Origin of the sequence: Rhodanobacter umsongensis, from assembly GCF_042654965.1 — a bacterium.
Taxonomy (GTDB): domain Bacteria; phylum Pseudomonadota; class Gammaproteobacteria; order Xanthomonadales; family Rhodanobacteraceae; genus Rhodanobacter; species Rhodanobacter umsongensis.
Genome location: NZ_JBHSMK010000005.1, coordinates 470377 through 496873 on the forward strand (window position 1 = coordinate 470377; position 26497 = coordinate 496873).

The window sequence follows — 26497 nt, forward strand, 5'->3', positions numbered from 1 at the left end:
ATCTCCTAGCTCGCGAAAAGAATGCCGGCGTCCGTGCCCGCCGGAACGTATTCGGCCAGCCGCGCCGCGAGGTTCGCCTCGCGCTGCGGTTCGTACAGGTCGTGGTAGACGCCCATCGCCGAACGGTCGGACGCACCGCGGCGGATCTCCGCGCAGCAGCCATCGGCCAGACGCAGGTAATGCGGCGTGCCGTAACGCCGGCTGCGGAACTGCGGCACCACGCGCAGCCGTTCGTGCGCACGCTGCTCCGGCGCCACCGCGGCCAGCGCCAGGTCGGGCTGGCAGTGGAAGCGACGCGGCGTGCGCGAACCGTCCGCCACGTGGCAGAAACGCACGCAGCCCTGCTGCCGGCGCAGCACGCGCAGCGGGCTGGCGAAGATCGAGTCCTCGGCCAGCGCGATGCCGTGCGCCTGCACTTCGCCGATCACCGTGCAGCGGCGGAAGCTGGCCTCGACGTACGCCACCGCCTCGTCCGGTGCGCCCAGCGCCACGCGCTCGACGCCGGTGGCGTCGAGGATGCTGTCGCACAGTTCCAGCAGCGGCGGCTCGCCGCGCCGCTCGGGGCTGATCACCATGATCGCGCCGAGGATGCTGTGCTCGACGCGCAGCGCCGCGCGCGTGCCGTCGAGGGTAATGCTGGGTTCGCCCGGACGCTTCGGGTCGCAGTCGCACTGCAGCGCCCAGCCCGGCACCAGGGTGCAGTGGCGGATCAGCATCTCGCACAGATCGTCGTCCACGGCGGCCTCGTCGCCCGGCCCGTGCACCTCGATGCCGCGGCCCACGATCAGCAGGCCGTCCAGCAGCACACGGCTGCCGGCGCGGCCACTGACGCTGAGCGCATCCGGCTGGCTGGCGCGCACGTCGAGCAGGCGCAGCACCGGCCGCGTGCGTTCGGCGGCACGCAGCTGGATCGCCTCGCCCGCATCGAGCTGCAGATCGATGCTGCCCTCGTACACGCCGCTCTCGGCCAGCTCGACCACCAGCGCGCGCAACGCCGGCGTGGCCGCTTTCGCCTGTGCCCACGCCGCCAGCGCCCCGGCAATGCTGCCAAAGTGGCCGGCGGGCCAACTGCCGCTCGCCGCGCGATCCGGCAACGCGGCATGCACCACGTAGCGGGTGGCGCCTTCCAGCTCCGGCGTGGTCCGCGCGTACTCGCCGCCGCCGAGATCGGCAGCGAAGCCGTACTGATACGACACCCACACGCCGCGCTTCGGCCGCTGGTTGGCCGGGAACATCAGGCGGCCGCGCTCGGGATCGATCGCCACGCGCCCGCGCTTCACCTGGCCGCGCCAGCCGGACAGGTCGGCCGGGATCAGCGCCTCGCGCGGCACCGGCACGCCCTGGCCTTTCGCCGGCCAGTCCGGCGCCCACACCTGCACGCTGCGACCGTCGCCATAGAGTTCCGCGGACACGCTGGCGTAGTCGGCCAATGGCCCGCGCTCGGCAAAACGCCGACGGCGCAACGGCAACGGCAGGTTGCGCTCGTCGGCGATGTGGGTGGGCTCGCTCTCTTCCAGCGGACGCTGGAACAGCGGCGTGTCGTTGCCGAGCACGCTGAAGCTGAAACACTGCGGCCCGCGTTCCTCGATGCAGTACGCCGGCGTGCAGGTCACCGGGTAGCTGCGCAGGCGGCAGGCGAACACGCCGACCGCGGGGATGTTGTGGCGGCCGCGCCGACGGGCGCTGCCCATGCGCCGCAGGTCGACGCTGTGCGCGAACGGATCGAACGCGCCGTTCGCCCAGCCAAGCCGCTGCAGCCGCCCGGGATCGCGCAGGTCGGCCGTGCCGCCGCGCCGCGGATGCAGGTGGTCGAGATGCTGCATCCAGCCGAGCCGGCGATAGAACTCCACCGCGCGTGCCGGCCAGCCCGCCGCGTCGCGGGACAGGTCTTCCAGCAGTGACAGCGTGCCCTTGCGCCGGCGCGCGTCGATCGTGTTGGCCACGTCGGCGCGCGGCGCCAGCACGCGGCCGAGGCTGGCGTCGCGGCGACCGTCCTCGCCCAGCGTGGCCGCTTCGGGCAACAGGGTGTAACCGAGCAGGTCGCCGATGTACGGCACCACCCAGTCGTCGCAGGTCTCGATGAACCAGTTGTCGTACAGCCGCGCGATGTCGTGCTCCAGCACGTTGACCTGGCTGGCCAGCACGCGCAGGAAATCGCGCAGCGGCCAGCCCTGCTCCGCATCGCGCATGCGGTAGACCACCGGCAGCAGGTCGTACAGCCGATCCGGTTGCGCACTCATGGCGTGGCCTCCTGCAGCAGCAAGGTGTCGGGGACGTTTGCCGGCAGGTAGGCCAGCTGCGCCGGGCGCAGCGCGCCGGTGTCGTCGTAGCGGGCGGGCAGCACCTGCACGCGCGGCGGTACCGTCGTGGTGGTCGCGGCGAAGGCGTGCGTCGTCACCGCGGCGTCGCCACCATTCTTTCCGTTGTCGCCCACGCCGAAGCCGGCCAGCAGGGTCGCCTCGTCGAGGCTGCCGAACGCTTCCACGTCGACCCAGGCCACCCCGCGCACCGCCTGCATGCAGGCGACCAGCTCGCTGAGGTAGGCGGCCTGCGCCAGTGCGCGCCGCTCGAAGCCGAACGCATCCAGCAGCGCCGCGCGCACGGCCGGCTCGACCGATTCCCACGCGAAGTCCGGCAGCAGCCCCACCTTCGCGCTCACGGTCAGCGCCAGCAGCTCGCGCACGTCCAGGCGCACGGGCAGCGACGGATCGCCGTACTGCTGCAGCGCCTGCAGCAGGTTGCGGTAGAGGTCGGAAGTCGGGTCGATCGGCGCATCGGCGGCACCGGCGATGGTCATCTGCACCACATTGCCCAACTTGATGGCCGCCGCCTTGCCGACGCCGCCGAAGGTGCGCGCAAAGTCGGCGTAGTCCGGCACCGAGACCAGCCGATCCAGCGCCAGCACCGCCAGCGGCACGTTGCGGCGCGCCTGGTCGCGCGTCTCCGCGTCGGCGCCGCCGGAGGCGCGCAGCGGGTTGATCACGTCCTTGACGCCGAGCGGCCGGGTCGCCAGCAGGCTGACCTGCCGTGCGCGCACGTTGCCCGGCGTGCCGATGCCGTTGCGGTAGGTGGCGACGATGTTTTCGATGCCGGTCGGCGGACGCGCGCCATGCGTGCCGTCGCCGAACTGCACCGTGGTCTTGCCGCCGTCGTCGATGGCGGTGACGAAGCTGCGCTCGGCCGCGCCGACGAAGGCGAGGTTGCGCGTCTCGTGCCACCGCATGTCGTTGACGCGCAGCGTGAGCGTGCTCTGCACGCCATCGACGGTGGCGGCGGAAACGTACGTCAGCGGCGACTGCTTCAGCACGAACACCTGCATCGTCGCGGCACCATTGCCGCTGCCGAGCACCTCGTTGCGCGTCTCGCCATGGGTGGCGCGCACTACGTTGGCATGCACCGCCACGCTGTCGCGCACGTAGCTGTATGCCAGGCCCTGGTTGGCGAACACCAGGGTGCTGTGCACGGTGTCGCCCGGCAGGTTCGCATCCGTGCCCTGCTCCACCGCGGCCAACATCACCAGCTCGGCGGCCGTCACCGCGTCGGTGCCCGGCACGTCGCTGCGCCGGCCCTCGACGATCACCCAGCGACCGGCCTTGAGCCCGTCGACGGCGGTGGCGAGGGTGAGGCGGGTGGCGCTGTCCCCGGTCGTACGCGGCGTGCCGTTATCGGCGACCCGGCCGACCGTATCGGCGATCGCCAGTTCGGCCAGCGGCAACGGTTCGCTCTGCGCATGCACCTGCGTGCCGCGCAGCATCGCCATGTCCGGTGCCCGCCACACGGGCGAGCCACCACCCGTCGACGGATCGTCCAGCACGATGTCGGTGGTCTTGCCGCTGATGCCGTAGTCGCTGCGCGGATGGATCCGCACGCTCTTCACCTTCGCCACCGCGGGCACGTCATCACTGCTCGGCTGGATCAGCAGATAGCTGCCGGCAAGCACGCCGTCGTAGGCGTTGTCCAGTTGCACGCGGTCGTCATCCTCGGCCGCCGTCCAGTCGCCGTCGGGCCTGGACACATATGGCACCGTCGCCTTGGTGTCGGCGTCCGTATTCAGGCCCAGCCCCATGATGTGCGGTGCGTTATAGCCGAACAGCGGCGCGGACATGCGCAGCACATGGACGCCGCTCAGTGCCGGCGAAGGTTCGCCCTGCGGCACGCTGGTCCAGGCGCGGTAGAAGTTGTCGGCCAGCCGCACCTCGAAATTCAGCAGCAGCTGCGGGCGCACGTCGCTGGCCTTGCCCAGTGCGCTGGCGATGTTGCGTTGCAGGCGGAAACGGCTGGCCGGCTGCAAGGTCGGCGTGAGCGTCAGCGCGCCGAACAGCGCGCCGAAGCCGCCCGGCGGACCGGCGGGCACCGAAACCGTACCGAACGCCGTGTCCACCGCGCTCTTGAAATCGTCGACGGCCGGCGGACCGGCGGGAATGCCATCCAGCCGGCGACTCATCAGCGCGTCGAAGCTGCCGCCGTTGTCGCCGCCCAGCAGCAGATCCCTGCGCGCGGACTCGATGCCTTCCAGCCATCTTTCGCGATGGGGCCCGGCGGCCGACGCGTTCAACGCGGCGATCGCCTTGCTCGCCGCCGCCACGATCGCCACCGTCGCCGCATCGACCGGCTGCAACAGCACCTTGCTGCGCCCGCTCTGCTGCTGCACCTCGACCGACTGCACCAGGCGGATCGCCTGCACGCCGCTGGCCAGGTCGCCGAACAGGAACAGCAGGCGGTCATTCGCCTTCAGGCCGGTGGCCGTGCTGGCTACCCACAGCGCATCAAGGCCGGCGACGTTGTCGAGCGTGATGTTCTGCGGCCGGGTCAGCCGCGGCTGCAGTGCATTCCATTCGAAGCGCGCATCCAGTGGCTCGGCCGTCTCGAACGTCTGCATCTGTTCGCCGGGGGCCGGCACCGATTGCGCGCGCGCACCGGCGGGGATGGTCACCGGCGGCGAATCCTTCTCGACGGTATAGGCGAGGTAGACGCTGGCGGCGACGCCGGGACGCAGGCGGTAGTCGACCAGCCGCGCCAGCTCCAGCACCGAGCGGCGTTCGGTGGCGGTGCGCAGGTAGCCTTCGTTGGCGATGCGCTCCTGGTAGAACGTGAGCACGTCGGCACCGACCGCCCACGCGTCGAGCAGCGCCATCGCCGGATCGTCCTGCTCGCGCGTGCGCAGCGCGGCCAGCGCCGGCAGTGCGGCAGCGCTGAGGTCGCGTTGCATGGTGGCGCGGAAGTCGGCGTACGTGCCGACGCGATACGCGAGGCCGGCCAGTCCCGGCCGGTTGTACAGCGGCAACGGCGTGCCGGCAGTCGCGCCGCAACCGCAACCGCAGGCGCAGGCATGCGTGCCACAGGCGCTACAGCAGCTCATCGGCCACCTCCCAGCGTGAACGCGATGCTTCCGTGGTCGGGATGATCCGGGTCGTTGTCGACCTGGGCGATTTCGTGCGCGGCGAGATGCAGCACGCCATCCTCGGGCACGCCGTCGTCGTCGCCTTCGGCAAGGACCAGCGTGGTGACCTCGACGTGGGCGACGCCGGTGATCGCTTGCGCCTCGGCCAGCAGGGCGCTGGCGAACACCGGCGCACCCAGTTTCAGCCGGTCCGGATGGAAGAAACCGGGCGTGCCGTCGCGGCGCAGGCCCGAACTGAAGCGGTCGCGCAGCTCGGCCTCGACGTGGGCGACGAGGAAGTCCGGCGGCACGCAGACGAACAGCGCGATGCGCAGCGGCACGTAGCAGGCCGCATGCACCTCGACGTCGTGGCCGATGCGGCGGTAGCGCTCCAGTTGCGCCCTGATCCGCCGCGCCAGTCCCGCCGGCAGGCTCTCGCGGCCCAGCGGGTCGACCACCACGTCGGCGGCGTACCAGCTGCCGCTCCACGCCAGCGCGGCGGCGGCGCCCTGCAGTTGCGGCGCCTGCGCGGCGAAGCTCGCGTAGTCGTCGGCGACGATCGCGCGCAGCGGCTTCGCGCGGAACGCGCCGGGCGCGTACAGCTTCACCTCGGCCAGGCTCTCCGGCGCGGTGCCGCCGCCGGCCGGCAGCGGGTTGCGCGGCTGCAGCTCGGCGGACAGCACGCCCGACTTCAACGCCAGCCACACGATGCTGTCGCGGCCCGCGTTGCCGGCTGGGCCGTTGCCGATGCGCGAGGCGGCGCGGAAGAAGTCGCCGGCCTGCGGCTGCGCGCCCAGCATGCCGTCGCCGAAGCGCAGGTGCGCGGCGCCGTCGTCGTCGATCTCGACCACGAAGTGGCGGTCGTCCGGGCCGCTCGTCAACAGGTCCTGGCGCGGCAGCCACTGCCAGCGCGGATCGGGCGTGCCGGCCACCAGCACCTCGTCGAACGCGCCGCCGTAGACGGTGAGCTGCGGCAGCGCCTGGCGCGGATCGCGCGCCAGCAGCTGACACACCGGCGCGTGCGGCGGCAACGGCTCGGCCCAGGTCAGCGGCGTGTCCGGCAGCACGTGGCCGGTGTCGGACGGCGGACGGCGGACGTCCTGCACCGCGCCGTCGCAATGACAGCAGCCGTATTGCGTGCCGCCGGGCACCAGCCAGCAGTCCTCGGCCAGCGTGCCGCAGCGCGTGCAGGCATCCGGCATCGCGGCGAGCGCGGCGGTCAGCCCGGGATAGTCGCCGTCGCTGCCGTCGGGCATGCAGATCGCGGTGGACGTGCACTGCCCGCGCACGTGCTCGCCGTGGTCGACCAGCAGCACGTTGCCGCGCGCCAGGCTGACGTCGTGCAGCCACGCGCATTCCGGTGCCGGCGTGCGCACCGACAGGCACAGGTCGAACGGCAGCGCGTCGCAAGGATCCCACGCCACCTCCAGCAGCAGCGTGCCGTCGAGCGGATCGATGGACGTCCGGACGTCCGTGAGGCGCACCGCGTGCCGATGCGCGGGATCGGCGTCGGCCGGGTTGCCGGTCTGCGGGCCCCGCACTTCCTCGAAGATCAGCAGGTCGCCGACGGCCAGCTTCAGCGCGCGCGTCGGCGCGCTTGCGGTGTCCGTTGTCGCCAGCAGCACGACGGGCGGCGCTTCCGGCGTGGGTGGCGGCGTGTCGACCAAGGTGGCGCGCGTGCTGCCGCGCGGCAGGCAGCACAGCTCGTCGCCCCAGCTGTGCAGCCGGATCGCACTGTGCGCGGCGACCACGTCGAACGTGGTCATGCCGTCCAGCGGCATCGGCTCGTAGATCAGCGCACCCTGCGCACGCGCCGCGTCGAGCTGGGCCGCGTCGATCACGCCGGGTTGCGGATGATCCTGTCCCGGCGGGGGCACCAGCAACAGCAGGTTGTCCAGCTCAAGACTCAGGTCGTTGCTCGATGCCAGCGTGACGAAGGCGCGCGCATTGCAACCTTCGTGCATGCGGTAGTCGACCAGCCGCGCATGCCGGCGCACCGAAATGCGCTTGCGCGCGGTGCCCAGGTAGGCCTCGGTGGCGACCGCGTCCTGGTAGTAGCTGAGGTAGTCGGCGGTGTACGCCAGCGTCTCCACCAGCGCGATGCCGAGGTCCGGCACGTGACGCTCCTGCCATGCCGGCAGGTCCAGCGCGAGGCGGTCGAGGAACAGCTGGCGGAAGCTGGCGTAGTCCTTGGTGAGGTAGTTGATCTCCGGCGCGGGCGACGGCGGCGACACGCACGGCGTCTCGTCGGCGCAGTCCAGCGTCTTCGCGCAGTCCAGGCGGAAGTGCAGCGTGACGCAGGCGTAGCGCGGGTCGAAGCCAGGATAGGCCTGCCAGCTCGCCGCGTCCCTGCCCGAGGCCGCATCCACCAGGCACAGGCAGTACGCGGTGTGGTCGCCTTCGCGATCGAGCACCACGCGCAGGCAGGCGTCGTCGTGCAGCTCCGGCTCCAGCTCGGGGTTCACGCTGAGCACGCGCAGCCCGGTGATGCGGTCGCCGCCGCTGATCCGCACGTTGGCCACGCCGAGGCCTTGCGGAATCTCGCCGAACAGGTGCACGCACAGGCTCACGCCGTCGTCGCTCACCTCGACGTAGTCGATGCCGTTGAGCGTGCCGACCTGACGCAGCTTCTCGCGCCGCGCCGGCACGCTGCAGGCCGGCAGCGGCGCGCAGCCGATCGTGCCGAGACTCGCATGGACGTTCGCGCGGTTCATGGCAGGCTCCGCACGAAGCTGTCGCTGCGCGTGTCGCCGCTGGCGCGCACGGTATAGCTGAGGTCGACGCGCAGGGTGGCGTCCTCGCTGCTGACTTCGAGCTTGCCCACGTCGATCACGTCGCCGAGCCAGCGCTGCAACGCCGCCTGCAGGGTGAACTGCAGCGCGGCGGCCAGCTCCGGGCTGTTCGGCGCGAACACCAGCTGCAGCAGGCCGCTGCCGAAGTCGGGCCGGTTCACCCGCTCGCCCGGGCTGGTGAACAGCAGTTGCTCGATCATGTCGCGCACGTGCTCGTCGTCGCCGGTTTCCGCGACGCGGCCGCGGGGGTCGAAATGGAACGGGTAATCGATGTTCATCACGGTGCTCATGGCGTCCTCACATCGCGGTGACGCGCGTCTGGCTGGTGACGATCAGCAGCGGCGTGCCGGTCGGCGCGCAGATCGCCTGGCTGTCGATGAGCAGCAGCGGCTGTCCGTTGGAAGTCACCCGGGTGGCGGCCGTGACGAACTGCGCGCTGACGCATGGCCCGTTTGCCGCCGTCGGCGGCGGCAGCGCGCAGCCGGCAACCAGCCACGGCGCCGGCATCGTCACGCTGGGCTGGCCGCTGACGGTGACGCGCGGATTCGGTGCGGTGGCCTGCGCCTGGCCGCCGTGCGAGCAGAGCACGCTGGCGCCGACATGGATGAGGAAGCCCGGCATCATGCATCTCCCTAGGTCACGACCAGCGCGCCGTTGTTGATCGTCACCGTCGGCCCCGCGAGCACGATGGTGGCGCCCTGGCCGTTGGAGATCGTGATGCCGACCTCGTTGACCATGATCATCGCGCCGGTGACGCTCTTCAGCAGGATGCCGCCGGCCGGCCCCGGCACGTCGCTGATCGCGATGGTGTTCTGCAGGCCCGACTGCAGCACCACGCTCGGACTGGCCGGATTGCCGGCCAGCGCCAGCGCCGGCACTTCCGCCGCCGTACCCCAGAAGCCGCCGACCCAGACCGGATAATCCGGATCGCCCTGCTCGAACTCGATCCACACGCCGGCGCCGATCTGCGGCACCACGTAGACGCCACTCTGCTTGCCGGCGATCGGCACGCACGGCATCGCCCAGCTCGACGGGATCAGCCCGGACACGTCCGGCACCATCACCTGGATGCGCCCGCGCTGTTCCGGGTCCACGTTCTGGATCACCGTACCGCGGTACTTGCCGTAGAACCGGTTCATGGCGGCATCCTCATGACGGCACCAGCGGCACGGTGGAAACCAGGCCCTTGCGCGACAGCTGGAAGCTCTGCCTGTACTCGCCGCGGCGGATCGTGTGGCGCACCTGGGTGACGTAGTGCAGGCCGTCGAACGCAGGGCCGACGCCGCGCACGCCGACCAGCTGGCGCGGCTTCAGCACGCGGCCGTAGCGCACCACATCGAGGCTGCCGCGGCCGGTGACGGTGTCGGCGGATTTCGCCGCCTCGGCCATGCCCAGCAGCAGCGCGCGCTGCGGCGAATACTTCGCGGTCTCCGGCAGCGGGCGGAACTGCTGCGGCGGCGGATCGATCAGGCCCAGCGGCGGATTGAGCGGCCCGATGTCCGGGATCGGCAACGGCAGCGGCACCTTGGTCTGCTCGTTCTGGATGTAGACCACCGGCAGCTGCCGCGCGTTGCCGTCGTAGCTGAAGCTGAGCTCGTCGACGTTGCTCGCCGCGTCCATGTCCGCGTTCAGCGCCGGCTGCGGCACGCCCACCTTGATCTTCGGCCCCCAGTACGCGGTGCTCATGCCGGGCAGCGGGCCGGGGTCGAGGTAGAACACGTAGCCGACGCGCTCGGCCAGCAGGCGGATGTATTCCAGGTCGCTGCCCTGCTGGGTGGGAATGCGGTTGGTCGGGATCGGCACGTCGATCGCGATGCTGGGGATCACCAGCGGCACGATGCCGAGGAACGCGTACTTCGCCAGCAGCAGCGCCACGATCGCCTCGGCCGGCATCGCCGGATACGGCAGGCCGGGCAGGCCGGAGAATTCCAGCTTGGTCATCACCGCGGTGAGGTCGTCGCCGGTGACCTGCAAGGTGGTGTGGCGCTGGTCCGCGCCCGGCACCACTTCGGTGCGGGTCACCACGCCGTCGATCAGCACCTGCGGCATGCCGTTCACGGTGACCACCACGATCACCCGCAGCAGCGGCACCACACCGCCGCCCGAGAGCAGGAACAGCGTGTGCAGCGGCGACTGCACGCTCAGCGTGAACTGCAGGGTGAACGCACCGGCCGCTTCGTCCGGCGCGTTCACCTCGATCCGGGTCAGCGCATCCAGCACGAGCTGCGGCACCGGCACCGGCACCACCGGGCCGACCAGCAAGGTCAGGTGGATTCCCTCAAGCATGCGGCACCCCCGGGATGCCTTCGGGCAAGGTTATGCGCAGCTTCCTGCCGATGGTTTCGGTCAGCTCCTCCGGCCGTAGCGCGCGGTTCGCGTCGCACAGCCGCCAGAACTGTTCCGGATCGCCCAGGTACTTCGCCGCGATGTTGTCCAGCCGCTCGCCTTGCACCACGCGATGCCACTGCAGCAGGGCGAGGTTTTCCGGCGGCGGCACGAAGCGGCGCTTGAGGTACGTCACCGGCGTGCCGTCCGCGCGCACGAAGCTCGCGGTGGGCGTCAACGCGTAGCGGCTGGTGGGGGGAAAGATCACATTCATCACGGCACTCCGCTCAGACCCAGCGCGGACAACTGGTCGCCGGCGCCGCCGGCCAGGCGCTCCTTCTGCTGCAGGTAGCTCATGAACAGGCTGGCGGCCTTGTGCCCGGACGGCACGTCGTTCACCGACAGCACGCGCAACCCCAAGCTGACCTTGGCGCGGATCGGGTTCAGCGCCGTGTCGAACGCCTCTTCGGTGATGCCGAACTCGGTGACGCGCACCGGCAGGATGCGCGACTTGCTCCACACGAACAGCGCCAGCGGCGTTTCCATCGGCACGATCTCCAGCGTGCCGATCTGCGCCAGCAGGTCGTTCGCGCGCAGCTGCCCGCTGCTCGGATAGACCATCGTCTCCAGCGCGGCCAGCTGGGCGAAGATGCCGGACTGGGCGACGCCGCCGTTCTGCTCCGGAAATTCCAGCTGGTCGGTGGCGTCGATCTCCGCCTCCAGCTTCAGCGTTTCCACCGGCGGCCCCTTCAGGCGCAGCACCTCGGAGCGGTCGCCGCCGTCCGCACTGACCGCCTGCACCTGCAGCGAGCGCGTGAGCGAATCCGGGTTGTACTGCAACGCGATCACCCGCAGCACCGCCGAGCTGGCCGCGTCGATCAGCACGATGCCGCCCTTCAGGATGCGCGGGGAGCCGGGGAACGCGCTCATGGCACGTGGCCGTAGCCGAGCAGCTTGTCGATCCGGCTCAGCACATAGGAGAAGCCCTGCACGCGCGGACTGCGGTTGCCCTCGATCGTGTACAGCATGCCGTCCTGCACCGAGTGCACCAGGCCGGTATGGCCCAACCAGCCGGCCAGGCTGACCCGCCACCACACCACCACGTCGCCCGGCTGCGGCAGGTAGCCGCTGCCCGGCGCCGACGCCCAGCCCCGCTGCTTGAACTCGGCCAGCAAGGTGCGCGCACTGGCGATATAGGTGAACGGCATCGCCGCCTTGTCGCCACCGCTTGCCTGCATGAAGCACCAGCTGACGAAACCGGCGCACCACGAACTGCCCTCGTCGAGGCCGGCCGGCGCGAGGTATTTGCGCACAAACGGACCGCGGTTGTTGCCGCCGACCTCGCGCGCGTTCGCCTTCAGCTCGCCGATCGCCGCGGCGAGTGCGGCGCGGCCAAGTTTGCTGCCGCCGCTGGCCGGCAGCGTGGCGTAGTCGACCGCCGTGGGCGTGCGGATGAACGGCTTCGGGTTGCGCAGGCTCCACCACGTCAGCGGCCCGACCACGCCGTCGACCACCAGCGGCTGGCCGTGCTGGTCGAGGTTCTGCGCCTGGAACGCGCGCGTCGCCTGCCAGGTCTTCGTGTCGAACGTGCCATTGGCATCGACCGCGTAGCCACGCTGCGCCAGCAGCTTCTGCAGCTGCCGCACCGGCGGTCCCTGGTCGTTCCTGCGCAAGGTATCCATCGTCGTCGCCCCGTCGCTCATGGGTGGCCGTCCGTCCTGGCCGCACGCAGCACGGCCGCGTTCATGGCCGCACCTGCCGACACACGGCAACTGTCGCGGAGCCGCCATGGGTGCTCGCAGCGGCCGCGTTGGAGGCGTCGATGGAGTAGCCGACGCAGTCCGTCTGCTGCACGGAGTAATCCTTGATGCTTGCGTAATAGGCCTTCGCCGCAGCCGTATAGGTGGCGATCGCGGCCTTGAAGGCGGCCTCGGTCATGCCGATGCGGCCGGTGAAGTCCGGGAACCGGTGCGCGGCGAGATAGTTCATGAAGTCGATGCCATGGTTGCCCTCGTGGAAACCCAGGCTGGTATTGCCAGCAGCTTTGTCGGCGACGGTGGTGCCGCGCCCGTAGCCGCTGCTGCCGGCGGGCGCCGCACCGCTGCCATAGGTGGTCTGGATGCTTGCCTGGGCGATGCCGGGACCGGTGAACGACTTGATTCGCCCGGCCGGGTTCGTCTCGTAGTGGATGCCGCCCCAGCTCAGCTCGATGCGTGTTTCCGCGCCCCCGGCGAGCTTGGGATCGGTACTTTGTGCGTCGGGCTTGAACGTGGTGTCGACGTTGCCGACCGGGAAGTTGGTCGAGCCGTCGGGGCGTACCTGTGTTCCGCGCGGCTGCGGCGAGGTGATGCCAGGCACCTGTGTGAAGCGTGGCGGCGCCGGCGGCTTTTCGCCGAGCACCTGCTCGCGGCAATAGTCCATGTTCGCTTCGCCCATGATCCGCACACACGCCAGCAACTCGGTCGCATCGCGGTAGGACAACGTGCCGCCACGCGAGCGATGCTCGTCGTCGCCGTGGTCGCCGGTGAGGTCGGGGATGCGGCGCAACAGCCGGGCGGAACCGGAGCGCGGCATGCGCTCGTCCGGTGGAGACACCGGCAGCGCGGTCCGCATCGGCGGCGCTGCTCGCGCAGGCGCCACGGCACGGGGCCGCTCCACGGCATCGACAATCCGGTGCGCGACGCGATCGGCTTCGGACTCCAGCGGATCGTCGACCGCACCGATCTCCAGTTGCGCCTGCGCGATGGGTGCGGTGGCGCCGGAGACAGGGGCACCCGCTGGCTCCGCGCCACCTGCGTTGCCGCGCTGTTCGGCAGCCATAGCCACCGCGCGATCCGCCACGCCCCTGGGGTCGATGTCCGCGCTGCCCGGCCCGGCCTGGTCGCAGAAGGTGAAGGTGCACATGGCCGACGTCTTGGAGCCGACCAGCACGCACGCGCAGACTTTGCCGTCCACAAAGTGGTAGACGCAGACGCCAGGCGATATGGCCAATGGGAGGTTTGCCGTGGCGGCCGCATGGCAATCCACCAGCCGGCCGACCGAACCGTGATGGAAATACGGTGCCGGGCATGGCACGCCCATCGCGTGGCAGCGGCCGATCGCGCCCGGATAAGGCTGCCTGCGCAAGGTTCCCTGGCTGGCGTGACTCACCGCCATCGCGGCAATGGCATGATCGCGCGCCGGCGCCCGCTTCAAGCCGGGGCGCTGCTGCAGTACGTGAGTCAACTCGTGCGCGAGCAGCAAGCGGCCCGCACTGGAATCCGGGGCGTACTGCCCGCCGCCGAACACGATGTGTTCGCCCACCGTATAGGCGCGTGCGGCAACGGCCCTGGCCGAGTCGGCGGAGTCCCGGTCGGTGTGCACGCGTACACGGCTGAAGTCGTGCCCGAAGCGCGACTCGAAGAACGCCATGGCGCTGCCCTGCAGCGGCTGCCCCGGCTGGTTCAGCACCGCCTCGACGTTCGGCGGCGACAACCCCGCCTGCGCCGAGCTGCCGGCAAGGCGCTGCAGCTTGCCCTTGCAATCCGCGCATTCGCCGCCGTGCGACGTGTGCGTTCCGCAGGCGCATTTGCGCTGCAGCCGCATGCCTGCGACCCGCGCGAGCGCGGCTGGCCCGATCGCGGCATGGGCGAGGCGCTCAGCCATGTCCGCCCCGTGGCGCGTCGTGCTTGTGCGCCGTGGCTGAAGTGTCCGCCATGGGCGCGCCTGCGAGCCGCATCATGGCGTGCCTCCGCTGGAAGGCGCCGCGGCCTTCGGCGAACCGCCCTTGGCGTCGGACGGGAAGTGCAGCTTGTCGACGCCTTCGGCGAACTCGAAATGCATGGAGTCGACGCCGCCGGCCTCCCATTGCGAGCCCTGGTCGAAACCGTGCTTGGCCATTTCCTCCATGAAGTGCAGATCGAACCCGTGCAATGGCGTCGACGCACCCGCCGGGCGGGCACGCGCGCTCGTGCCTGCGGCGGGCGCAGCCGTCGGTGCGGGCGCGGGCGCGGGCGGATCGACGTTGAAGAAGCCCTTGGAGAACAGCTGGATCAGCGACGGGTCGCGCACCGCCTTGTCGGCCTCGGCATCCTTGTCGCCAATACCGAACACCAGCCTCACGTCGAAATCATCGACGGACAACCCACGCTGCAGATCTTCCAGCTGGCCCAGCCAGCGGCGCTTGCCCTTGACCGCCTTCGCCTCGTCCAGGTCCTCGCCCGCGCTTGCCTCCGCGCTTACCGCCAACCTTCGCTTCACCACGGCGGAGAGGGCGTCGCCGAACGCACTGGATTGCGCCGCGGCCTCGGTTTGCTCCTGCGATTCGAGCCTCGCGCGGCGGCTGGCGTTCCGTTCGGTCCGGATCCGGGCCTTGAGGCGCTCGGCCGCTCGCGCGTGCCGGTTCAGTTCGGCCGTGGCTTTCGCCGCTGCCCGCTCGGCCGAGAGCACGGCGCGATGGGCCGCGGCCTTGCGTTGGCCGAGCCTGTCGAGCGCCGCCGCGTACTCCTTGTCGGTCTCCGCCACATGAGGAATGGCCTTCATGGCCTGGATGTCGGTATCGGCCTTGCCGATCAGGCCGACGAGAATGGCGCGCGTCCTTTCGATGATCGAGCGGCGGGCCTGCATGATCCGCAGCTTCTCGGCGAGGAGCTTTTCGCGTTCGTTGCCGGGGCCGAGCACGGCGCCGATGATGTCGGACAACCCGGGGTCGAGTGATTCGCCCCTTTTCAGTTTCCGCTTCGCCGCTGCCGCCTCCTTGAGAAAATCCCGCCGCCGGGCAAGCAGCTGCAGGTACTCGCCACGAAGCGCTTTCAGCCTGGCCAGATCCGTCGCCGCCAGCTCATGGGTGATGATGAAATTTCCCAGCAGGTCCTTCGCTCCCTCCTGGCGGAACCGCGTGATGAAGTCGGTGCGCTCCTGCGAGTTCTCGGCCAGTTCCCCGCGCCCCATCTTCTTGATCGTGTCGCGGCGGGTGGTCCAGGCTCCGGTCGCCATGCGGAAGTTGGTCGGGCCCGGCGTGTAGAGCGCCTGCACGGCCACCAGCCGCGCATCCTTGAAATGCGGATTGAGCGCGGCGCGAAAATCCATCGCGTAGCCCACCGCATGCACCATCAGTCCGGGCGGCGGCACGTCGCTGCGCCGGATCAGGTCGCGCAGGGCAAAGCCGGTGCCGGTGGACGGCATGTTCTTCGCGCCGATCACGCTTTGCACATCGAGCAGATGGCTGATCGCATCGACATGCAGATGAAGCTTGGTCCGGTCGGCGAACTGGAACTCGGCGATCCCTTTGAAATGCTCGACGGGCCGCGGGTGCGCACCCAGATACATCGACGTGCGGTAGAGGAACTTGCGCTGGTAGCCCGGGTCCGCGCCCAGCTCCTTTCTGACGACCTCCGGCAGGCCCGAGATCGCCGCGCCGACGTCGGCATCGGTGGGAAAAACCTTGTCGGTGTCCTGCCTGGCTTCGTCCTCGTTGGCCGGGACACGGGTCGGCGGCGCCGGCGCGGCGGGGGCGCCGGAAGCCGCAGCCGCGTCGCCCGGCGGCGAGACGCCCTGGCTCGACGCGTCCGGAGTCGTCGGCGCGTCCTGCAGCGGCGCGTCGCCGGCGGGTGCTTCCACGCCGGCATCCGGCACGCGCTGCAGCGCCATCGCCGGACCCGTCCCCTGCTGCAGGACGTGGGTCAGTTCGTGGGCGAGCAGATGCCGACCCTCCGCAGTCGCCGGCATGTAGCGGCCGCTGCCGAAGGCGATGTGGTGCCCGACGGTATACGCCTGTGCATGCACCTCGCGCGCGGATCGCTCCGCCAGCGGACTGGCATGTACGCGCACCTGCGAGAAGTCGTGGCCGAAGCGATGTTCCATGTCCTGCTGCAGCAGCGGCGGCAGCGGACCACCCGCTTCGGCGAGCAACCGTTCCACGCTGGCGGGCAACGGGGGCTGCGCGCGCGGCAATCGCGAAATGGATATCGGCCGCGGGCGAGGCTGCGACAGCGGCCTGCGGAATCCCCCGGGAAGGGCAAGCATCTGGCCGGCCATGCGGTCGGCCTCGATTTCCAGCGGATCGTCGCTGTGTCCGATCGCCATTCGGCGCTGCAGGAACCCGCTTCCGGGGAGGCAACGCGGGCAGACGCCGCCGTCGCGTACATGGTTGCCGCAGGCGCCTCTGCGCTGCAGCGGGCTGCTGGCGGCCGCCGGCGCAGACGGCTTTGCCGCGACGCTGGCGATGTGCTCAGTCATGCCGAGGCCCGTGCGTTACGCGCTGGCGGGTCGTGGTTGCGGGCTTCGCCGCGCCGTGCGCCGCCGCCTTCGCATTCAGCGAACCCAGGAACGCATCGAGCTTCTTCGCATCCAACGCTCGCCTCTTCTTCGCGGTGTCGATCGCGTCGATGACCGCGTAGGCCTCGTCGCAGTACTTGACGAGGAAGGCCCAGCTCATCTGCTGCTTGCGGCCCCAGGTGACGCAGACCGGGCCGCTCCTGGTGTAGCCGGGCACGTAGACGTAGTGGCCGTTGCGCGGGTTCGGCTGGCCGGCCTTGCCGCTCACCACCGCCCACGGCTTGCCGGCGTAGAACTGGGTCAGCGCCGCGTCTGGCAGGGTGAAGCCGAGGCCCACGCCGATGTCCATGAACACCGCGCGCTTGACCTCGCTGCGCTTGACCTGGTCGATCTGCGCGAAGGCCTTGATCTTGTAGCGCCGTTTCGCGGCGAGCCAGCCCTGCTTGCGCCACTCCTTCAGCGAATCGAGCACGACCAGGCCGCTGTCCGTTCCACCGGTTTCACCGAAGTACTCGTGCAGCACGTCGTTGTCGCCGATCGCGATCAGCTTGTTCTGCTCGGCCTTCTCGAAGCGCAGGGTCTGGTGCGCGCGGCCGGCGATCACGCAGTCGCCGTACTGGTCGTTGCCGAACATCGGCGTGGGGATGCCGTGGTGCACGACGTCGAAGTCGTACTCGGCCGGCAGCACCGGCGGCGCCTTCAGCAGCGTGGCGAACAGCAGGTTGCGGTCGTCGCGTTTGGCCTTCCGTTTGCCGAAACGCACGATGCCGTCGGGGCGGGGTTTGGGGATCGCTTTCATGTCACTGCTCCTTGCCCGCGACGCGCGCGGCGGGAGGGATGCCGAGGCCATGCTGCACCGCCGTCGCGATGCGCACGCCGAGGCGCTCGTGCGGGTGGCCGGCAGTCGGCAGCGTCGCCGGCGGCAGCGTGGCCACTGCGCCGAGACCGCGCAGCGCGTCGACGGCGCCGGGTTGCGCCAGCCGCCGGGCCAGCTCGCGCTCGATCGCGGCACGCACGTCTGCAGCGCGCTCGCCGCCGAGCGCGGCTTCGTCGATCACCAGCCGCTCGATGTGCAGCTCGATGCTCACGGTTTGCCTCCGGCGCTTTCCAGCCAGCGGAAGTCCGCCTCGTTGATCGGCTTGTCCAGCTTGCGGTATTCGGTGCGCACGGCATCCAGCAGCAGCGGCATGCCGATCGACACGCCAGCCTTGGCCGCCATGAATGCGGCGTTGAGGGCGATGCCCTGGATGCTGCCGCCGGTGAGTGCGAGCCGTGCCAGCCGGTCGAAGTCCAGCGCGCCCACCGCCGCCTGCGCCGGGAACACCGAGGCCCAGATCGCGCGGCGCTCGGCCGTGCCGGGGAACGGGAAGTTGATGACGAAGCGCAGCCGGCGCAGGAACGCGCTGTCCAGCGCGCCCTTCATGTTGGTGGCCAGGATCGCCAGCCCGCGGAACGACTCCAGCCGCTGCAGCAGGTAGTTCACCTCGATGTTGGCGTAGCGGTCATGGCTGTCCTTCACTTCGCTGCGCTTGCCGAACAGTGCGTCGGCCTCGTCGAAGAACAGGATCGCGCCGCCGTCCTCGGCCGCGTCGAACAGCTTGCGCAGGTTCTTCTCGGTCTCGCCGATGTACTTGCTGACCACCGCCGACAGGTCGATGCGGTACAGCGACAGGCCCAGTTCGCGCGCCAGCACTTCCGCCGCCATGGTCTTGCCGGTGCCGCTTTCGCCGGTGAACAGCGCGCTGATCGACAGCCCGCGATTCATCCGCTGGCGGAAACCCCAGTCGTCATAGACGGTCGTGCGCTGGCCGACCTGGTCGGCGATCTGGCGCAGCAGGGCCTTCTCGCTGTCGGGCAGTTTCAGGTCGTCCCAGCCGGCCTTCGGCTCGATCCGCTGGGCGAGCTGGTCCAGCGCCGGCCGCGTCTGCGCCAGCGCGCCCTGCCACAGCGTCCGCGCCAGCGCGGCGGGCTTGCCCTCGGCCGCCGCCAGCGCACCGTGCGCGATCTGCTCGATGCGGCCCAGGTTGAAATCGAAATGGCCGGCCAGCTGCTGCGGCTGCGCGCCGGCAGCGTCGCCGAGCAGCCGCTGCCACAGCGCGCGCTGCTCGACCGCGGTGGGTTTGGCCACGTCCACACTGAGCGCATGCGTGGACGCGCTCGCCCACGGTTCGCGCGCATCGACGAAGGTGAGTCCGCCGGCACGGGCAAGGAAGCGTTTGACCAGCATGGCGGTGGCGTCGCCGCGCTCGACCTCGGCGGCGTCGAGGTACAGCGCCAGCGGCAGCAGCTGACTTTCGCGCTGCCACAGCCGCAGCAGGATTTCCTGTTCGGCGGTCGCGGCGGGCAACAGCTCGGCCGAGAGTCGGTACGCCTGCGCGCCGAACGCGGCGGCGATCGCCTGCGCGATCGCCTGCTTGCTGACGCTGTCGCTGCCCAGCAGTTGCACCAGCGGCAGCGGCTCGCCCGGCGGCACGTGGTGCAGGCTGTCCAGCAGCTGGTCGGCGATCGCCTGCTGCGACGGCGGCAGCGTGGCCGGCGGCAATGCGGTGAGCAGCGGCGTCAGCCGGTCGTCCAGGTAGTTCATGCCCTTGACGAAGTTGACCACCCGCTCGTCGGCGCCGAGCGCCGCACCGATCAGCGGCTGCGCGCCGGGCTGGTGGATGTCGAGCAGGCGCCAGTAGCGCAGCGGCCGCTCCGGCGACAAGGCATCCCAGCTCGGCTCGTCCAGTACCGCAAAGGCCAGTGCGAACGTGGGATACGGCCTGGCGGGATCGTGCTGGGCCAGTGCGCACAGCGCAGGCAGACGCGTGTCCAGTTCCATGCCGATGCACAGCAACAGCAGCTCGCGTTCGAACGCGGACAGGCCGAGCCGGCTCGCCAGCACGCTCAGTGCCGGTGTGTGTTTGCTGTCATCGGCGACGCTGTTGGCTGGCGACGCCGCGGCATCGGTTGCTGCCGTGCCGGCATCGGGCACTTCGACGACGATCGGCTGCGCCGGCGGCGGTGGACCGATGACCTTCACTGGCGCGCGCGCCGGCTGGCTGCTGAACATCCGCGCGAACCAGGAATGCCGCGGCCCGCTCGGCGCACTCACCGCCGGCGCGGACTCCATCAGCGCGGTGGCTGCCGCGACCGGCACCGGGGCGGCCGCGGCGGAGACGTCCTGCGACTGTGCGGCGCGCTGCAACCGCGCGCGCAGATCCGCCAGCGCCGCGGCGAGGTAATGGTCGTTCGCTTCCAGCCAGGCTGCGTAGTCGTTCATGACACGACCACCTGCTGGTCCACGGCGAACACGGGCGCGCTGCCGCTGAAGTCGACCGGGATACTGTCGGCGCCATCCACGCGCAGGCGCACGGTGTACCTGCCCGCGGCCACGCCGGTGAGCTGGAAGACCAGCGCGGTCGGCTGGTGCGTATCGGCCGGATTGCCGAGGCTGGCCGGCGCCAGCAGGCGATCGCCGAACAGCAGGAACACGCGCTGGCCGTCGCGGATGCGTGGCGTGCAGGTCAGGTTCAAGGCGAAGTCGCCGGCCGCGGCGGCGAGCGAGCCGAGCGTGATGCGCGGCGCCAGCACCAGCGGCAGCTCGTTGCTGAGCAACGGCGGCAGTCCTGGCGGCTGCACCAGCAGGGCCACGGTGTAGATGCCCGGCGCCCAGCGCGCGACGGCGTCGGCATCGTCGGCGGTGTCGGCGAGATGCACGCGCAACGTGCCGGCCGCGTCGCCGGGCAGCGGCGCGAGATCGATCGGCACGTCCAGGCGCAGGCTGCTGAAGCGGGCCAGCGCGTGATCCGTCACGAGCCGGCGACCGTTCAGCACGATGTCCTCGCCGAGGCGCACGGCAGCCTGATGGCGCGGGTAGTCGAGCGCGTCCAGCACCGCGGCGGCGGACGCGGCGGCGATCACGCCGCGATCCTGCGGTCCGCGCCGCAGCACCGGGAGCGGCGCGCGCATCGCCGCCTGGCCGTCGATCAGCACCACCGCCGCCTCGTAGACGGCCGAGGCGCGGTAGTTGGTCTGGAACGCGGTCCACAGCCGGGACAGCTCGTCCACACTCTGCGCCAGCGGGGTGACCCGCACGCGCTCGACCTGGCTGGCCAGGTCGTTGTCTGGCAGCGCATTGCGGATGTCGTTGCCGTCGAGCACGCCGCGGTCGTGCAGGGTGCTCATCGCGGCGGCCAGCACGCGGTGGCTGATCGCATCGTTGTCGTTTTCGCCGCGGCCCCAGGCGGTGATCACGTAGTGCAGGTTCAGCGCCAGCGGCGGCGGCGCGGTCTCGCCGGGACGCACTTGCCCGGGCAGGTCGAGGTTGCGCCAGGCGGCATTGGCGACCACCTGGTACAGGAACAGGTTGAGCTGCGCCTTGCTTATGCCCCTGCGCGCCACGTCCGGCGGCTGCAGGGTCACTTCCAGGTCGCTCAGTTCCGCATCCAGCACCGGCACCTGCGCCAGCAGCAGGTTGCGCAGCGTGCGCGTGGTCGCGGCAATCGCCAGCACGTTGCTCATGGCGAGGCCTTGCCGCCGCGTTGGCGCAGGTACTCATCGAGGCTGCCGGGCTGCGGACCGTCGCGCCGCCGCGACGCCGCGGCGGCGGCCGGCGCGGCGCGCACTTCGAGCCTGCCGATGCTGACGTGTACCACCGGCTCGCCCGCTGCATCAGCCTTGCCTTCGGTTCGCGCCGACGCGGCCCGCGCGGCGACGGTGCGCCCGGGTCGTGCGGGCGCCGCAAGCGTTACGGCAAACACCGGCGCAGGCGCGGGCAACAACACGCCGTTCGACGCCGGCGTCCGCGCCGTTTCCTGCCGATCCGGCGCGACGCGCGCCCGCTGCGGCTGGACCGGCAGCGGCGATGCGGGCATGGCCGGACGCACCGACACGGATGGCGCTGCGGGACGGTCGACGGCGGGCGTGGCGGCCCGCTCGCTGACGATCAACGGTGCCGAGGCGTGCCGCGCTGCGCTCGTGGCAGCGCTTGCCGACCCCGCCGCCGCCACGTGCTCGATGGGCATGACGGGCACTGCGGCCGGCGGCGCCGACGTGCTCGCGGGCGTGACACTTGTCGGCGCCTCCACCGGCACCGCGCGCATGGCAGGTGCGGTATTGCGCCGGTCCGGCGGCGCCTCGTCTACATCGGCCGGCGGCATGATCGGCGCGCGCTGCAGCGGCTCGAACAGCGATGGCAGCCGCGGCGCCAGCGTGGTTTCGCTGCCGATCGCGCGTGCCGCCAGCCGGTCGAGGAAATCGCTCATGGCGTGCACAGCTCCAGGTAAGCCTGGCGGCGGCGCGGGCTCAGCGCGAGGATGTCGGCCTCGGCCCAGTGGTAGGCCTGCGCCAGCGTGTCCACCTCGCGCAGCATGTGCAGCGCCCAGGCGTGCAGCTCCTGCCACAGGAAGCGCGCTATATCGAACAACGGTTGCCATTCGTGACCGCAGTCCGGGCAGCGGAACGCCAGTTGCAGGTCGGCTTGCGGATCGGCCTGCGCCATCGCCTGCGCGATCTCCGCCTGCAGCTCGTGCGGCAAACTGCACGGCTCCCGCGCTTCGCCGCCACGCTGCGCGGCGAGCACGCAACGCTCGAGCAGCAGCGCGCGCGCGGCCCCGGCATCGCCGCAGTTTTCCAATGCCAGCAGGTCGCGGCTGTCGGGCAGGCGGAACTGCACGCGGATGCCGTGCGCGGCATGTTCCAGCGTAGCGGCGGCTTCCGCATCCGGCAGCCGCAGGTCATCGCAGCGGAACGTGGCCTCGACCGTGGCCGCGCATTGCGGGCATGTCGCCACCGCGTCGATCGCGGCGCCGAACAGGCGCTCGCGCAACTCCAGCAGCAGCGCATCGCGCCGGCCCAGCGGCAAGGCCGCCTGCGTTTCGGCGGAGTATTCGTCGCAGCTGCAGCCGAGCAGCAACAGTCCGCGTGCCGCGGCGGACGGGTCGCCCCCGCGTTCCCAGACCTGCAGCAGCTGCGCGGGCGTGGGCGTGTGCATGGCGCTCAGCCGGCGGGTACGGTGAAGCTCGGCTCGGCCGGCTCCGGCACGCCGACGTCGCGCTCCCAACCCTCGTTCTCGAGCTTCAGGTGCTGGATCGCCACCGCATTCGCGTTCGCGTCCAGGTCCGGCATCGCCTGGTACTCCGAGACCCAGCAGCGATACAGCTTGTAGGCGAGCGCGAGCTGGCCGGCCTCGTTGTAGACCTCGAGGATCAGGTCCTTGCGGAAGTCCTTCAGCGAGACTTCCGCGCCGAGCCCGGCGCCGAAGTTCCACACCTTGTTCGCCCACTTCTCGAACTCGGTGTCGTGGGTGACGCCGCGCTCGATGGTGATCGCCTCGTACTCGGTGCGCCCGGGCGACTTGCGCGTGCTGCTGGGGTCGCCGCCCTCGCGGTGCTTGACCACCTCGGTGGTGCGCTTCAGGCCCGACACCTTGCTGATGCCGGCCACGTAGCGGCCGTCCCACTTCACCCGGAACTTGAAGTTCTTGTACGGATCGAAGCGCTGCGCATTGACGCTGAACTGAGCCATGGATGTGTCCTCAGGTCTGGATCTGCCCGGCCATCTGCTGCAGCTGGATGACCACGAACTCGGCGGGCTTGAGCGGCGCGAAGCCGACCACGATGTTGACGATGCCGAGGTTGATGTCGTTCTGCGTGGTGGTTTCCTTGTCGCACTTCACGAAGTACGCATCGTTCGGGGTCTTGCCCTGGAACGCGCCCTGGCGGAACAGGTTCTGCATGAAGGCGCCCACGTTGAGGCGGATCTGCGACCACAGCGGTTCGTCGTTCGGCTCGAACACCACCCACTGGGTACCGCGGTACAGGCTCTCCTCGATGAACAGGGCGGTGCGCCGCACCGGCACGTACTTCCACTCCGAGCCCCGCTCGTCGTTGCCCTGCAAGGTGCGCGCGCCCCAGACCACGGTGCCGTAGACCGGGAAGGTGCGGATGCAGTTGATCGCCAGCGGATTGAGCACGCCGTTCTCGTTGTTGGTGAGCATCGCGCTGACGCCCAGGGCGCCGGTGACGCTGGCCTCGCTGCCCGCGGGCGCCTTCCACACGCCGCGTGTGGCATCGGTGCGCGCATAGATGCCGGCCACGAAACCGCACGGCGGAAACGCGCGCGGTCGGTTCTGCTGCAGCGGGTCGGCGGCGGTGATCCACGGGTAATAGAACGCCGCGTTGATCGCATCGTCGCCAGTGATGCCGCCGGGGCCGTTCTCCAGCGCGTCGAGGGTGGCGCCGTCGGCGCTGTCGGCGATCAGGAACGCACGCCGGTCGCGGCAGAACTTCTGCAGGCTGGAGATCACGCCGGCGCTGGTTTCGCCGGGCACGCACAGGAGATTGAACAGGTTGACGCGATCGAGCTGATACAGGCCACCGGTGCCGGATACCGGTTGCAGCGCGGTCTCGAACGCGGGATCGTTCGGCGCCAGCACCGCGCCATCGATGCCCCCCGTCAGCTTCGCCGCGTCGGGAATGTTGCCGGCGGCAGTATCCGCCGGCGGATCGGTGGCACCACCCTGCACGGCGGCGGTGACATAAGCCGACTGATTCGCCAGCACGCTGGTGACGAAGCGCGCGTCATCGGACTTCATCGACAGGTTGTCGAATACCTCCACGGCCACCCCGGCCGGATCGGCCGACCACTTCGCCACGGTCAGGCGGAACCTCGCGGCATCGAAGGTCGACTTCTTGATGACGACGGCGAAGTCGTTCCCCCACAGGCCTTCGCTGCGGGCCGTGAGCAGCAGCTTGCCGTCCAGGGTCACCTTGGCCGCCTTCGCGGTGGCGTCGACCAGACGCACGATGTAGGCCTGCTGGCCGCCGTTCGCAAAGAACTGGTTGACCGCGTAGCCGAGCACACTGCGGCTGTCGAGGCCGCCGTACTTGCGCGCGAAATCGGTGAAGCCGAGCACCAGCCCCGCACGATCGGTCGGGCCGAGCGGCGCCCAGCCGGCAAAGGCCGCGATCGACGTGGACACCCCGGTGATCGTGCGCACGCCGCTGGGGATTTCCTCGATGTAGACGCCCGGATAGGTGAGCGCAGATGGCATGGGATCGGTCCTCCGTCGTGGAAACGCTCGATGCAGTCACGGCGACTGCGGTGGCCCAGCGGGACGGTTCAGCGCGTACAGCACATCACCGTGGGGCAGTGGATCGCGTCGCAGCACGCCACGGGCCACCAGCTCGCTCAGCACCCGCTCGATCCGCTGGCAGCCACTTTCATAACGCTGTTGCGGCAACCACCAGTTGACGATGCCGCGCAGGGTGTCCGCGGCTTGCGGGTGACGGTGCAGATACGCGAGTACCGAAGATTCGATCTCACCCTGGTCTTCCGCGGTCTCTGTGCACGGTTGTTTCGTCATGACACCTCTCTGCACACACGGAGACGCTGGCAATGAACATGCCAGTCGTGGGATCGGCCGAAACGGCCTGACGCCGCGATCCTGGTCGCGTTCGTGGCGGACCTCCGGGTCAGGACTGACCCGATTTGCAGGCGCAATGGGAGCAATTGCACCCGGGTCGCACACGGCCCTGGCGGATGGATCGACGCCGGTCAGTGGGGACGAAACTGCTGCGTGCCAATGCCGTGCTTGCGCAGCAGCTTGCCGAGCTGCCGGCGCTCGGTACCGGACAGGCGAGCGGCGGCACTGATGTTGCCGCCGGCTTGCTGCATCAGATCGGTGAGGTAGTCGTGCTCGAATTTGCGGATGGCGTGTGTCTTGGCGGCGCTGAAACCGAGCGACGGCGCATTCGCGCGGCAGTCCGGGATGGCCGCCGTCCCGGCGAACGCCGGCTCCGCCGCGAGCAGTTCGGCCAGGCCGATCACGGCCCCGTCGGCACACATGTAGGCACGCAGCGCGACATTGTCCAGTTCGCGCACATTGCCCGGCCAGGCGTACGCGGCCAGCGCCTGCATCGCGTCCTCGCCCCAGCACTTGGCCGGCCCATGCAGTCGCGCCGCCACGGCTTCGATGAAGTGCGCGGCCAGCAGGGCCACGTCATCGTCGCGCTCGCGCAGCGGCGGCAACCGCAGATACAGCGCATGGAGGCGATAGTGCAGGTCGCGGCGGAATCGCCCGGCCGCCACCTGTTGCTCAAGGCAGGCATTGGTCGCCGCGATGATGCGGGCATCCGACACGCGCGCGGCGCCGCCGCCGACGGGCCGGTACTCGTTGTCCTGCAGGAAGCGCAACAGGGTCACCTGGCCCTTGTCGGAGAGCGCATCGACCTCATCCAGGAACAGCGTGCCGCCGCGCGCGTGATCGATCAGCCCGGGCTGGGCACCCTTGGCATCGGTGAAGGCCCCGCGATCATGGCCGAACAGCTCGTTCTCGATCAGGCTGTCGGGTATCGCGCCGCAATTGACCGGTACGAACGGATGGTCGCGACGCGCGCTGGCGTAATGGATTTCCCGCGCCGCCAGCTCCTTGCCGGTACCGGTCTCGCCCTCGATCAGCACCTGCACATCACAACTGGCGTAGCGCTGCAGTTGCGCGCGTATTGCCTGGATTGCCTGGGATTGGCCGAGCATCGGCATCATCCGTCCCCGAAGTCACCATCAAGAAACCCGACGCGCCATCAACGGCGCGCAACGGAATCCCCCTCGGTAATCCCTTCCGATCTGGCCGTGGCGCGCCAAGCCGGAGCAACGATGGAAGTATGCGCAGCTTCAACGTCGTAGTTCAAGAATGTCCCCGGCGAAGTGACAGGCTCGGCCGGCTTGATGCCTGGCCACTCTCGAAGCGTTGCATCGCCGGCAG

The 26497-nt window shown here is 70.2% G+C and carries 22 protein-coding genes and 1 pseudogene; all 23 read right to left on the reverse strand.

Annotation, left to right across the window (positions count from 1 at the left end; genetic code table 11):
• Nucleotides 1-5 precede the first annotated feature (5 nt).
• Nucleotides 6-2240, reverse strand: coding sequence for a hypothetical protein (locus tag ACFPME_RS11255; RefSeq protein ID WP_377305245.1), 2235 nt, complete (start codon nucleotides 2238-2240; stop codon nucleotides 6-8).
• Nucleotides 2237-5359, reverse strand: coding sequence for a putative baseplate assembly protein (locus tag ACFPME_RS11260; RefSeq protein ID WP_377305247.1), 3123 nt, complete (start codon nucleotides 5357-5359; stop codon nucleotides 2237-2239). The genes ACFPME_RS11255 and ACFPME_RS11260 overlap by 4 nt, the downstream gene beginning before the upstream one ends.
• Entirely contained in the window at nucleotides 5356-8094 is a 2739-nt protein-coding gene (locus ACFPME_RS11265; RefSeq protein WP_377305249.1) for a putative baseplate assembly protein, read from the reverse strand. The genes ACFPME_RS11260 and ACFPME_RS11265 overlap by 4 nt, the downstream gene beginning before the upstream one ends.
• Nucleotides 8091-8462 (reverse strand): GPW/gp25 family protein, encoded by a 372-nt coding sequence (locus ACFPME_RS11270; RefSeq protein WP_377305251.1) that lies wholly within the window; start codon nucleotides 8460-8462, stop codon nucleotides 8091-8093. The genes ACFPME_RS11265 and ACFPME_RS11270 overlap by 4 nt, the downstream gene beginning before the upstream one ends.
• A gap of 7 nt (nucleotides 8463-8469) precedes the next feature.
• On the reverse strand, nucleotides 8470-8793 hold the full coding sequence (locus ACFPME_RS11275; protein ID WP_377305253.1) for a hypothetical protein: 324 nt from the start codon (nucleotides 8791-8793) through the stop codon (nucleotides 8470-8472).
• An 11-nt stretch (nucleotides 8794-8804) separates the two neighbouring features.
• Nucleotides 8805-9311, reverse strand: a complete 507-nt coding sequence (locus ACFPME_RS11280; protein WP_377305255.1) for a phage baseplate assembly protein V — start codon at nucleotides 9309-9311, stop codon at nucleotides 8805-8807.
• A 10-nt stretch (nucleotides 9312-9321) separates the two neighbouring features.
• A complete protein-coding gene (locus ACFPME_RS11285; RefSeq protein ID WP_377305257.1) occupies nucleotides 9322-10458 on the reverse strand; it encodes a hypothetical protein in 1137 nt (378 codons plus the stop codon).
• Nucleotides 10451-10771: a LysM peptidoglycan-binding domain-containing protein gene (locus ACFPME_RS11290; RefSeq protein ID WP_377305259.1), complete on the reverse strand. Its 321-nt coding sequence runs from the start codon at nucleotides 10769-10771 to the stop codon at nucleotides 10451-10453. The genes ACFPME_RS11285 and ACFPME_RS11290 overlap by 8 nt, the downstream gene beginning before the upstream one ends.
• Nucleotides 10771-11427 (reverse strand): hypothetical protein, encoded by a 657-nt coding sequence (locus ACFPME_RS11295; protein WP_377305261.1) that lies wholly within the window; start codon nucleotides 11425-11427, stop codon nucleotides 10771-10773. Before ACFPME_RS11295 ends, ACFPME_RS11290 begins: the two co-directional genes overlap by 1 nt.
• Nucleotides 11424-12200 carry a CHAP domain-containing protein gene (locus tag ACFPME_RS11300; protein WP_377305263.1) on the reverse strand — a complete coding sequence of 259 codons (777 nt, stop codon included), beginning with the start codon at nucleotides 12198-12200 and terminating at the stop codon, nucleotides 11424-11426. The genes ACFPME_RS11295 and ACFPME_RS11300 overlap by 4 nt, the downstream gene beginning before the upstream one ends.
• Nucleotides 12201-12240: 40 nt before the next feature.
• Nucleotides 12241-14142: an eCIS core domain-containing protein gene (locus tag ACFPME_RS11305; RefSeq protein ID WP_377305266.1), complete on the reverse strand. Its 1902-nt coding sequence runs from the start codon at nucleotides 14140-14142 to the stop codon at nucleotides 12241-12243.
• A gap of 72 nt (nucleotides 14143-14214) precedes the next feature.
• Nucleotides 14215-16125: a hypothetical protein gene (locus ACFPME_RS11310; RefSeq protein WP_377305449.1), complete on the reverse strand. Its 1911-nt coding sequence runs from the start codon at nucleotides 16123-16125 to the stop codon at nucleotides 14215-14217.
• An 18-nt stretch (nucleotides 16126-16143) separates the two neighbouring features.
• Nucleotides 16144-16713, reverse strand: a pseudogene (locus ACFPME_RS11315) (eCIS core domain-containing protein); the annotation flags it as partial.
• Nucleotides 16706-17551 (reverse strand): hypothetical protein, encoded by an 846-nt coding sequence (locus ACFPME_RS11320; RefSeq protein ID WP_377305268.1) that lies wholly within the window; start codon nucleotides 17549-17551, stop codon nucleotides 16706-16708. The pseudogene ACFPME_RS11315 and the gene ACFPME_RS11320, both read right to left, overlap by 8 nt.
• Before the next feature lies 1 nt (nucleotide 17552).
• Complete coding sequence (locus ACFPME_RS11325) at nucleotides 17553-17840, reverse strand: hypothetical protein (protein WP_377305271.1); 288 nt, start codon at nucleotides 17838-17840, stop codon at nucleotides 17553-17555.
• The gene (locus ACFPME_RS11330) at nucleotides 17837-20014 is read right to left on the reverse strand and encodes an ATP-binding protein (protein WP_377305273.1); all 2178 of its coding nucleotides are present in this window, start codon (nucleotides 20012-20014) and stop codon (nucleotides 17837-17839) included. The genes ACFPME_RS11325 and ACFPME_RS11330 overlap by 4 nt, the downstream gene beginning before the upstream one ends.
• Complete coding sequence (locus tag ACFPME_RS11335; protein ID WP_377305274.1) at nucleotides 20011-21255, reverse strand: Pvc16 family protein; 1245 nt, start codon at nucleotides 21253-21255, stop codon at nucleotides 20011-20013. The genes ACFPME_RS11330 and ACFPME_RS11335 overlap by 4 nt, the downstream gene beginning before the upstream one ends.
• Nucleotides 21252-21998, reverse strand: a complete 747-nt coding sequence (locus ACFPME_RS11340; RefSeq protein WP_377305276.1) for a hypothetical protein — start codon at nucleotides 21996-21998, stop codon at nucleotides 21252-21254. The genes ACFPME_RS11335 and ACFPME_RS11340 overlap by 4 nt, the downstream gene beginning before the upstream one ends.
• On the reverse strand, nucleotides 21995-22726 hold the full coding sequence (locus ACFPME_RS11345; RefSeq protein ID WP_377305278.1) for a T4 family baseplate hub assembly chaperone: 732 nt from the start codon (nucleotides 22724-22726) through the stop codon (nucleotides 21995-21997). Before ACFPME_RS11345 ends, ACFPME_RS11340 begins: the two co-directional genes overlap by 4 nt.
• A 5-nt stretch (nucleotides 22727-22731) precedes the next feature.
• Nucleotides 22732-23259, reverse strand: coding sequence for a phage tail protein (locus ACFPME_RS11350; protein ID WP_007514723.1), 528 nt, complete (start codon nucleotides 23257-23259; stop codon nucleotides 22732-22734).
• Nucleotides 23260-23269: 10 nt separating this feature from the next.
• Nucleotides 23270-24787 (reverse strand): phage tail sheath subtilisin-like domain-containing protein, encoded by a 1518-nt coding sequence (locus ACFPME_RS11355; RefSeq protein ID WP_377305281.1) that lies wholly within the window; start codon nucleotides 24785-24787, stop codon nucleotides 23270-23272.
• A 36-nt stretch (nucleotides 24788-24823) separates the two neighbouring features.
• Nucleotides 24824-25099, reverse strand: coding sequence for a hypothetical protein (locus ACFPME_RS11360; protein WP_377305283.1), 276 nt, complete (start codon nucleotides 25097-25099; stop codon nucleotides 24824-24826).
• 191 nt (nucleotides 25100-25290) lie between these two features.
• The gene (locus ACFPME_RS11365; protein WP_377305285.1) at nucleotides 25291-26268 is read right to left on the reverse strand and encodes a sigma 54-interacting transcriptional regulator; all 978 of its coding nucleotides are present in this window, start codon (nucleotides 26266-26268) and stop codon (nucleotides 25291-25293) included.
• Nucleotides 26269-26497: the final 229 nt, after the last annotated feature.

Coding starts and splice junctions, on each gene's coding strand:
- ACFPME_RS11360 (WP_377305283.1), bottom strand. CDS start 25,099: ATGACGAAACAACCGTGCACAGAGACCGCGGAAGACCAGGGTGAGATC.
- ACFPME_RS11265 (WP_377305249.1), bottom strand. CDS start 8,094: ATGAACCGCGCGAACGTCCATGCGAGTCTCGGCACGATCGGCTGCGCG.
- ACFPME_RS11260 (WP_377305247.1), bottom strand. CDS start 5,359: ATGAGCTGCTGTAGCGCCTGTGGCACGCATGCCTGCGCCTGCGGTTGC.
- ACFPME_RS11350 (WP_007514723.1), bottom strand. CDS start 23,259: ATGGCTCAGTTCAGCGTCAATGCGCAGCGCTTCGATCCGTACAAGAAC.
- ACFPME_RS11275 (WP_377305253.1), bottom strand. CDS start 8,793: ATGCCGGGCTTCCTCATCCATGTCGGCGCCAGCGTGCTCTGCTCGCAC.
- ACFPME_RS11345 (WP_377305278.1), bottom strand. CDS start 22,726: ATGCACACGCCCACGCCCGCGCAGCTGCTGCAGGTCTGGGAACGCGGG.
- ACFPME_RS11330 (WP_377305273.1), bottom strand. CDS start 20,014: ATGAACGACTACGCAGCCTGGCTGGAAGCGAACGACCATTACCTCGCC.
- ACFPME_RS11355 (WP_377305281.1), bottom strand. CDS start 24,787: ATGCCATCTGCGCTCACCTATCCGGGCGTCTACATCGAGGAAATCCCC.
- ACFPME_RS11340 (WP_377305276.1), bottom strand. CDS start 21,998: ATGAGCGATTTCCTCGACCGGCTGGCGGCACGCGCGATCGGCAGCGAA.
- ACFPME_RS11335 (WP_377305274.1), bottom strand. CDS start 21,255: ATGAGCAACGTGCTGGCGATTGCCGCGACCACGCGCACGCTGCGCAAC.
- ACFPME_RS11320 (WP_377305268.1), bottom strand. CDS start 17,551: ATGAAAGCGATCCCCAAACCCCGCCCCGACGGCATCGTGCGTTTCGGC.
- ACFPME_RS11305 (WP_377305266.1), bottom strand. CDS start 14,142: ATGGCTGAGCGCCTCGCCCATGCCGCGATCGGGCCAGCCGCGCTCGCG.
- ACFPME_RS11310 (WP_377305449.1), bottom strand. CDS start 16,125: ATGGCGCTGCAGCGCGTGCCGGATGCCGGCGTGGAAGCACCCGCCGGC.
- ACFPME_RS11270 (WP_377305251.1), bottom strand. CDS start 8,462: ATGAGCACCGTGATGAACATCGATTACCCGTTCCATTTCGACCCCCGC.
- ACFPME_RS11280 (WP_377305255.1), bottom strand. CDS start 9,311: ATGAACCGGTTCTACGGCAAGTACCGCGGTACGGTGATCCAGAACGTG.
- ACFPME_RS11285 (WP_377305257.1), bottom strand. CDS start 10,458: ATGCTTGAGGGAATCCACCTGACCTTGCTGGTCGGCCCGGTGGTGCCG.
- ACFPME_RS11290 (WP_377305259.1), bottom strand. CDS start 10,771: ATGAATGTGATCTTTCCCCCCACCAGCCGCTACGCGTTGACGCCCACC.
- ACFPME_RS11255 (WP_377305245.1), bottom strand. CDS start 2,240: ATGAGTGCGCAACCGGATCGGCTGTACGACCTGCTGCCGGTGGTCTAC.
- ACFPME_RS11365 (WP_377305285.1), bottom strand. CDS start 26,268: ATGCTCGGCCAATCCCAGGCAATCCAGGCAATACGCGCGCAACTGCAG.
- ACFPME_RS11295 (WP_377305261.1), bottom strand. CDS start 11,427: ATGAGCGCGTTCCCCGGCTCCCCGCGCATCCTGAAGGGCGGCATCGTG.
- ACFPME_RS11300 (WP_377305263.1), bottom strand. CDS start 12,200: ATGAGCGACGGGGCGACGACGATGGATACCTTGCGCAGGAACGACCAG.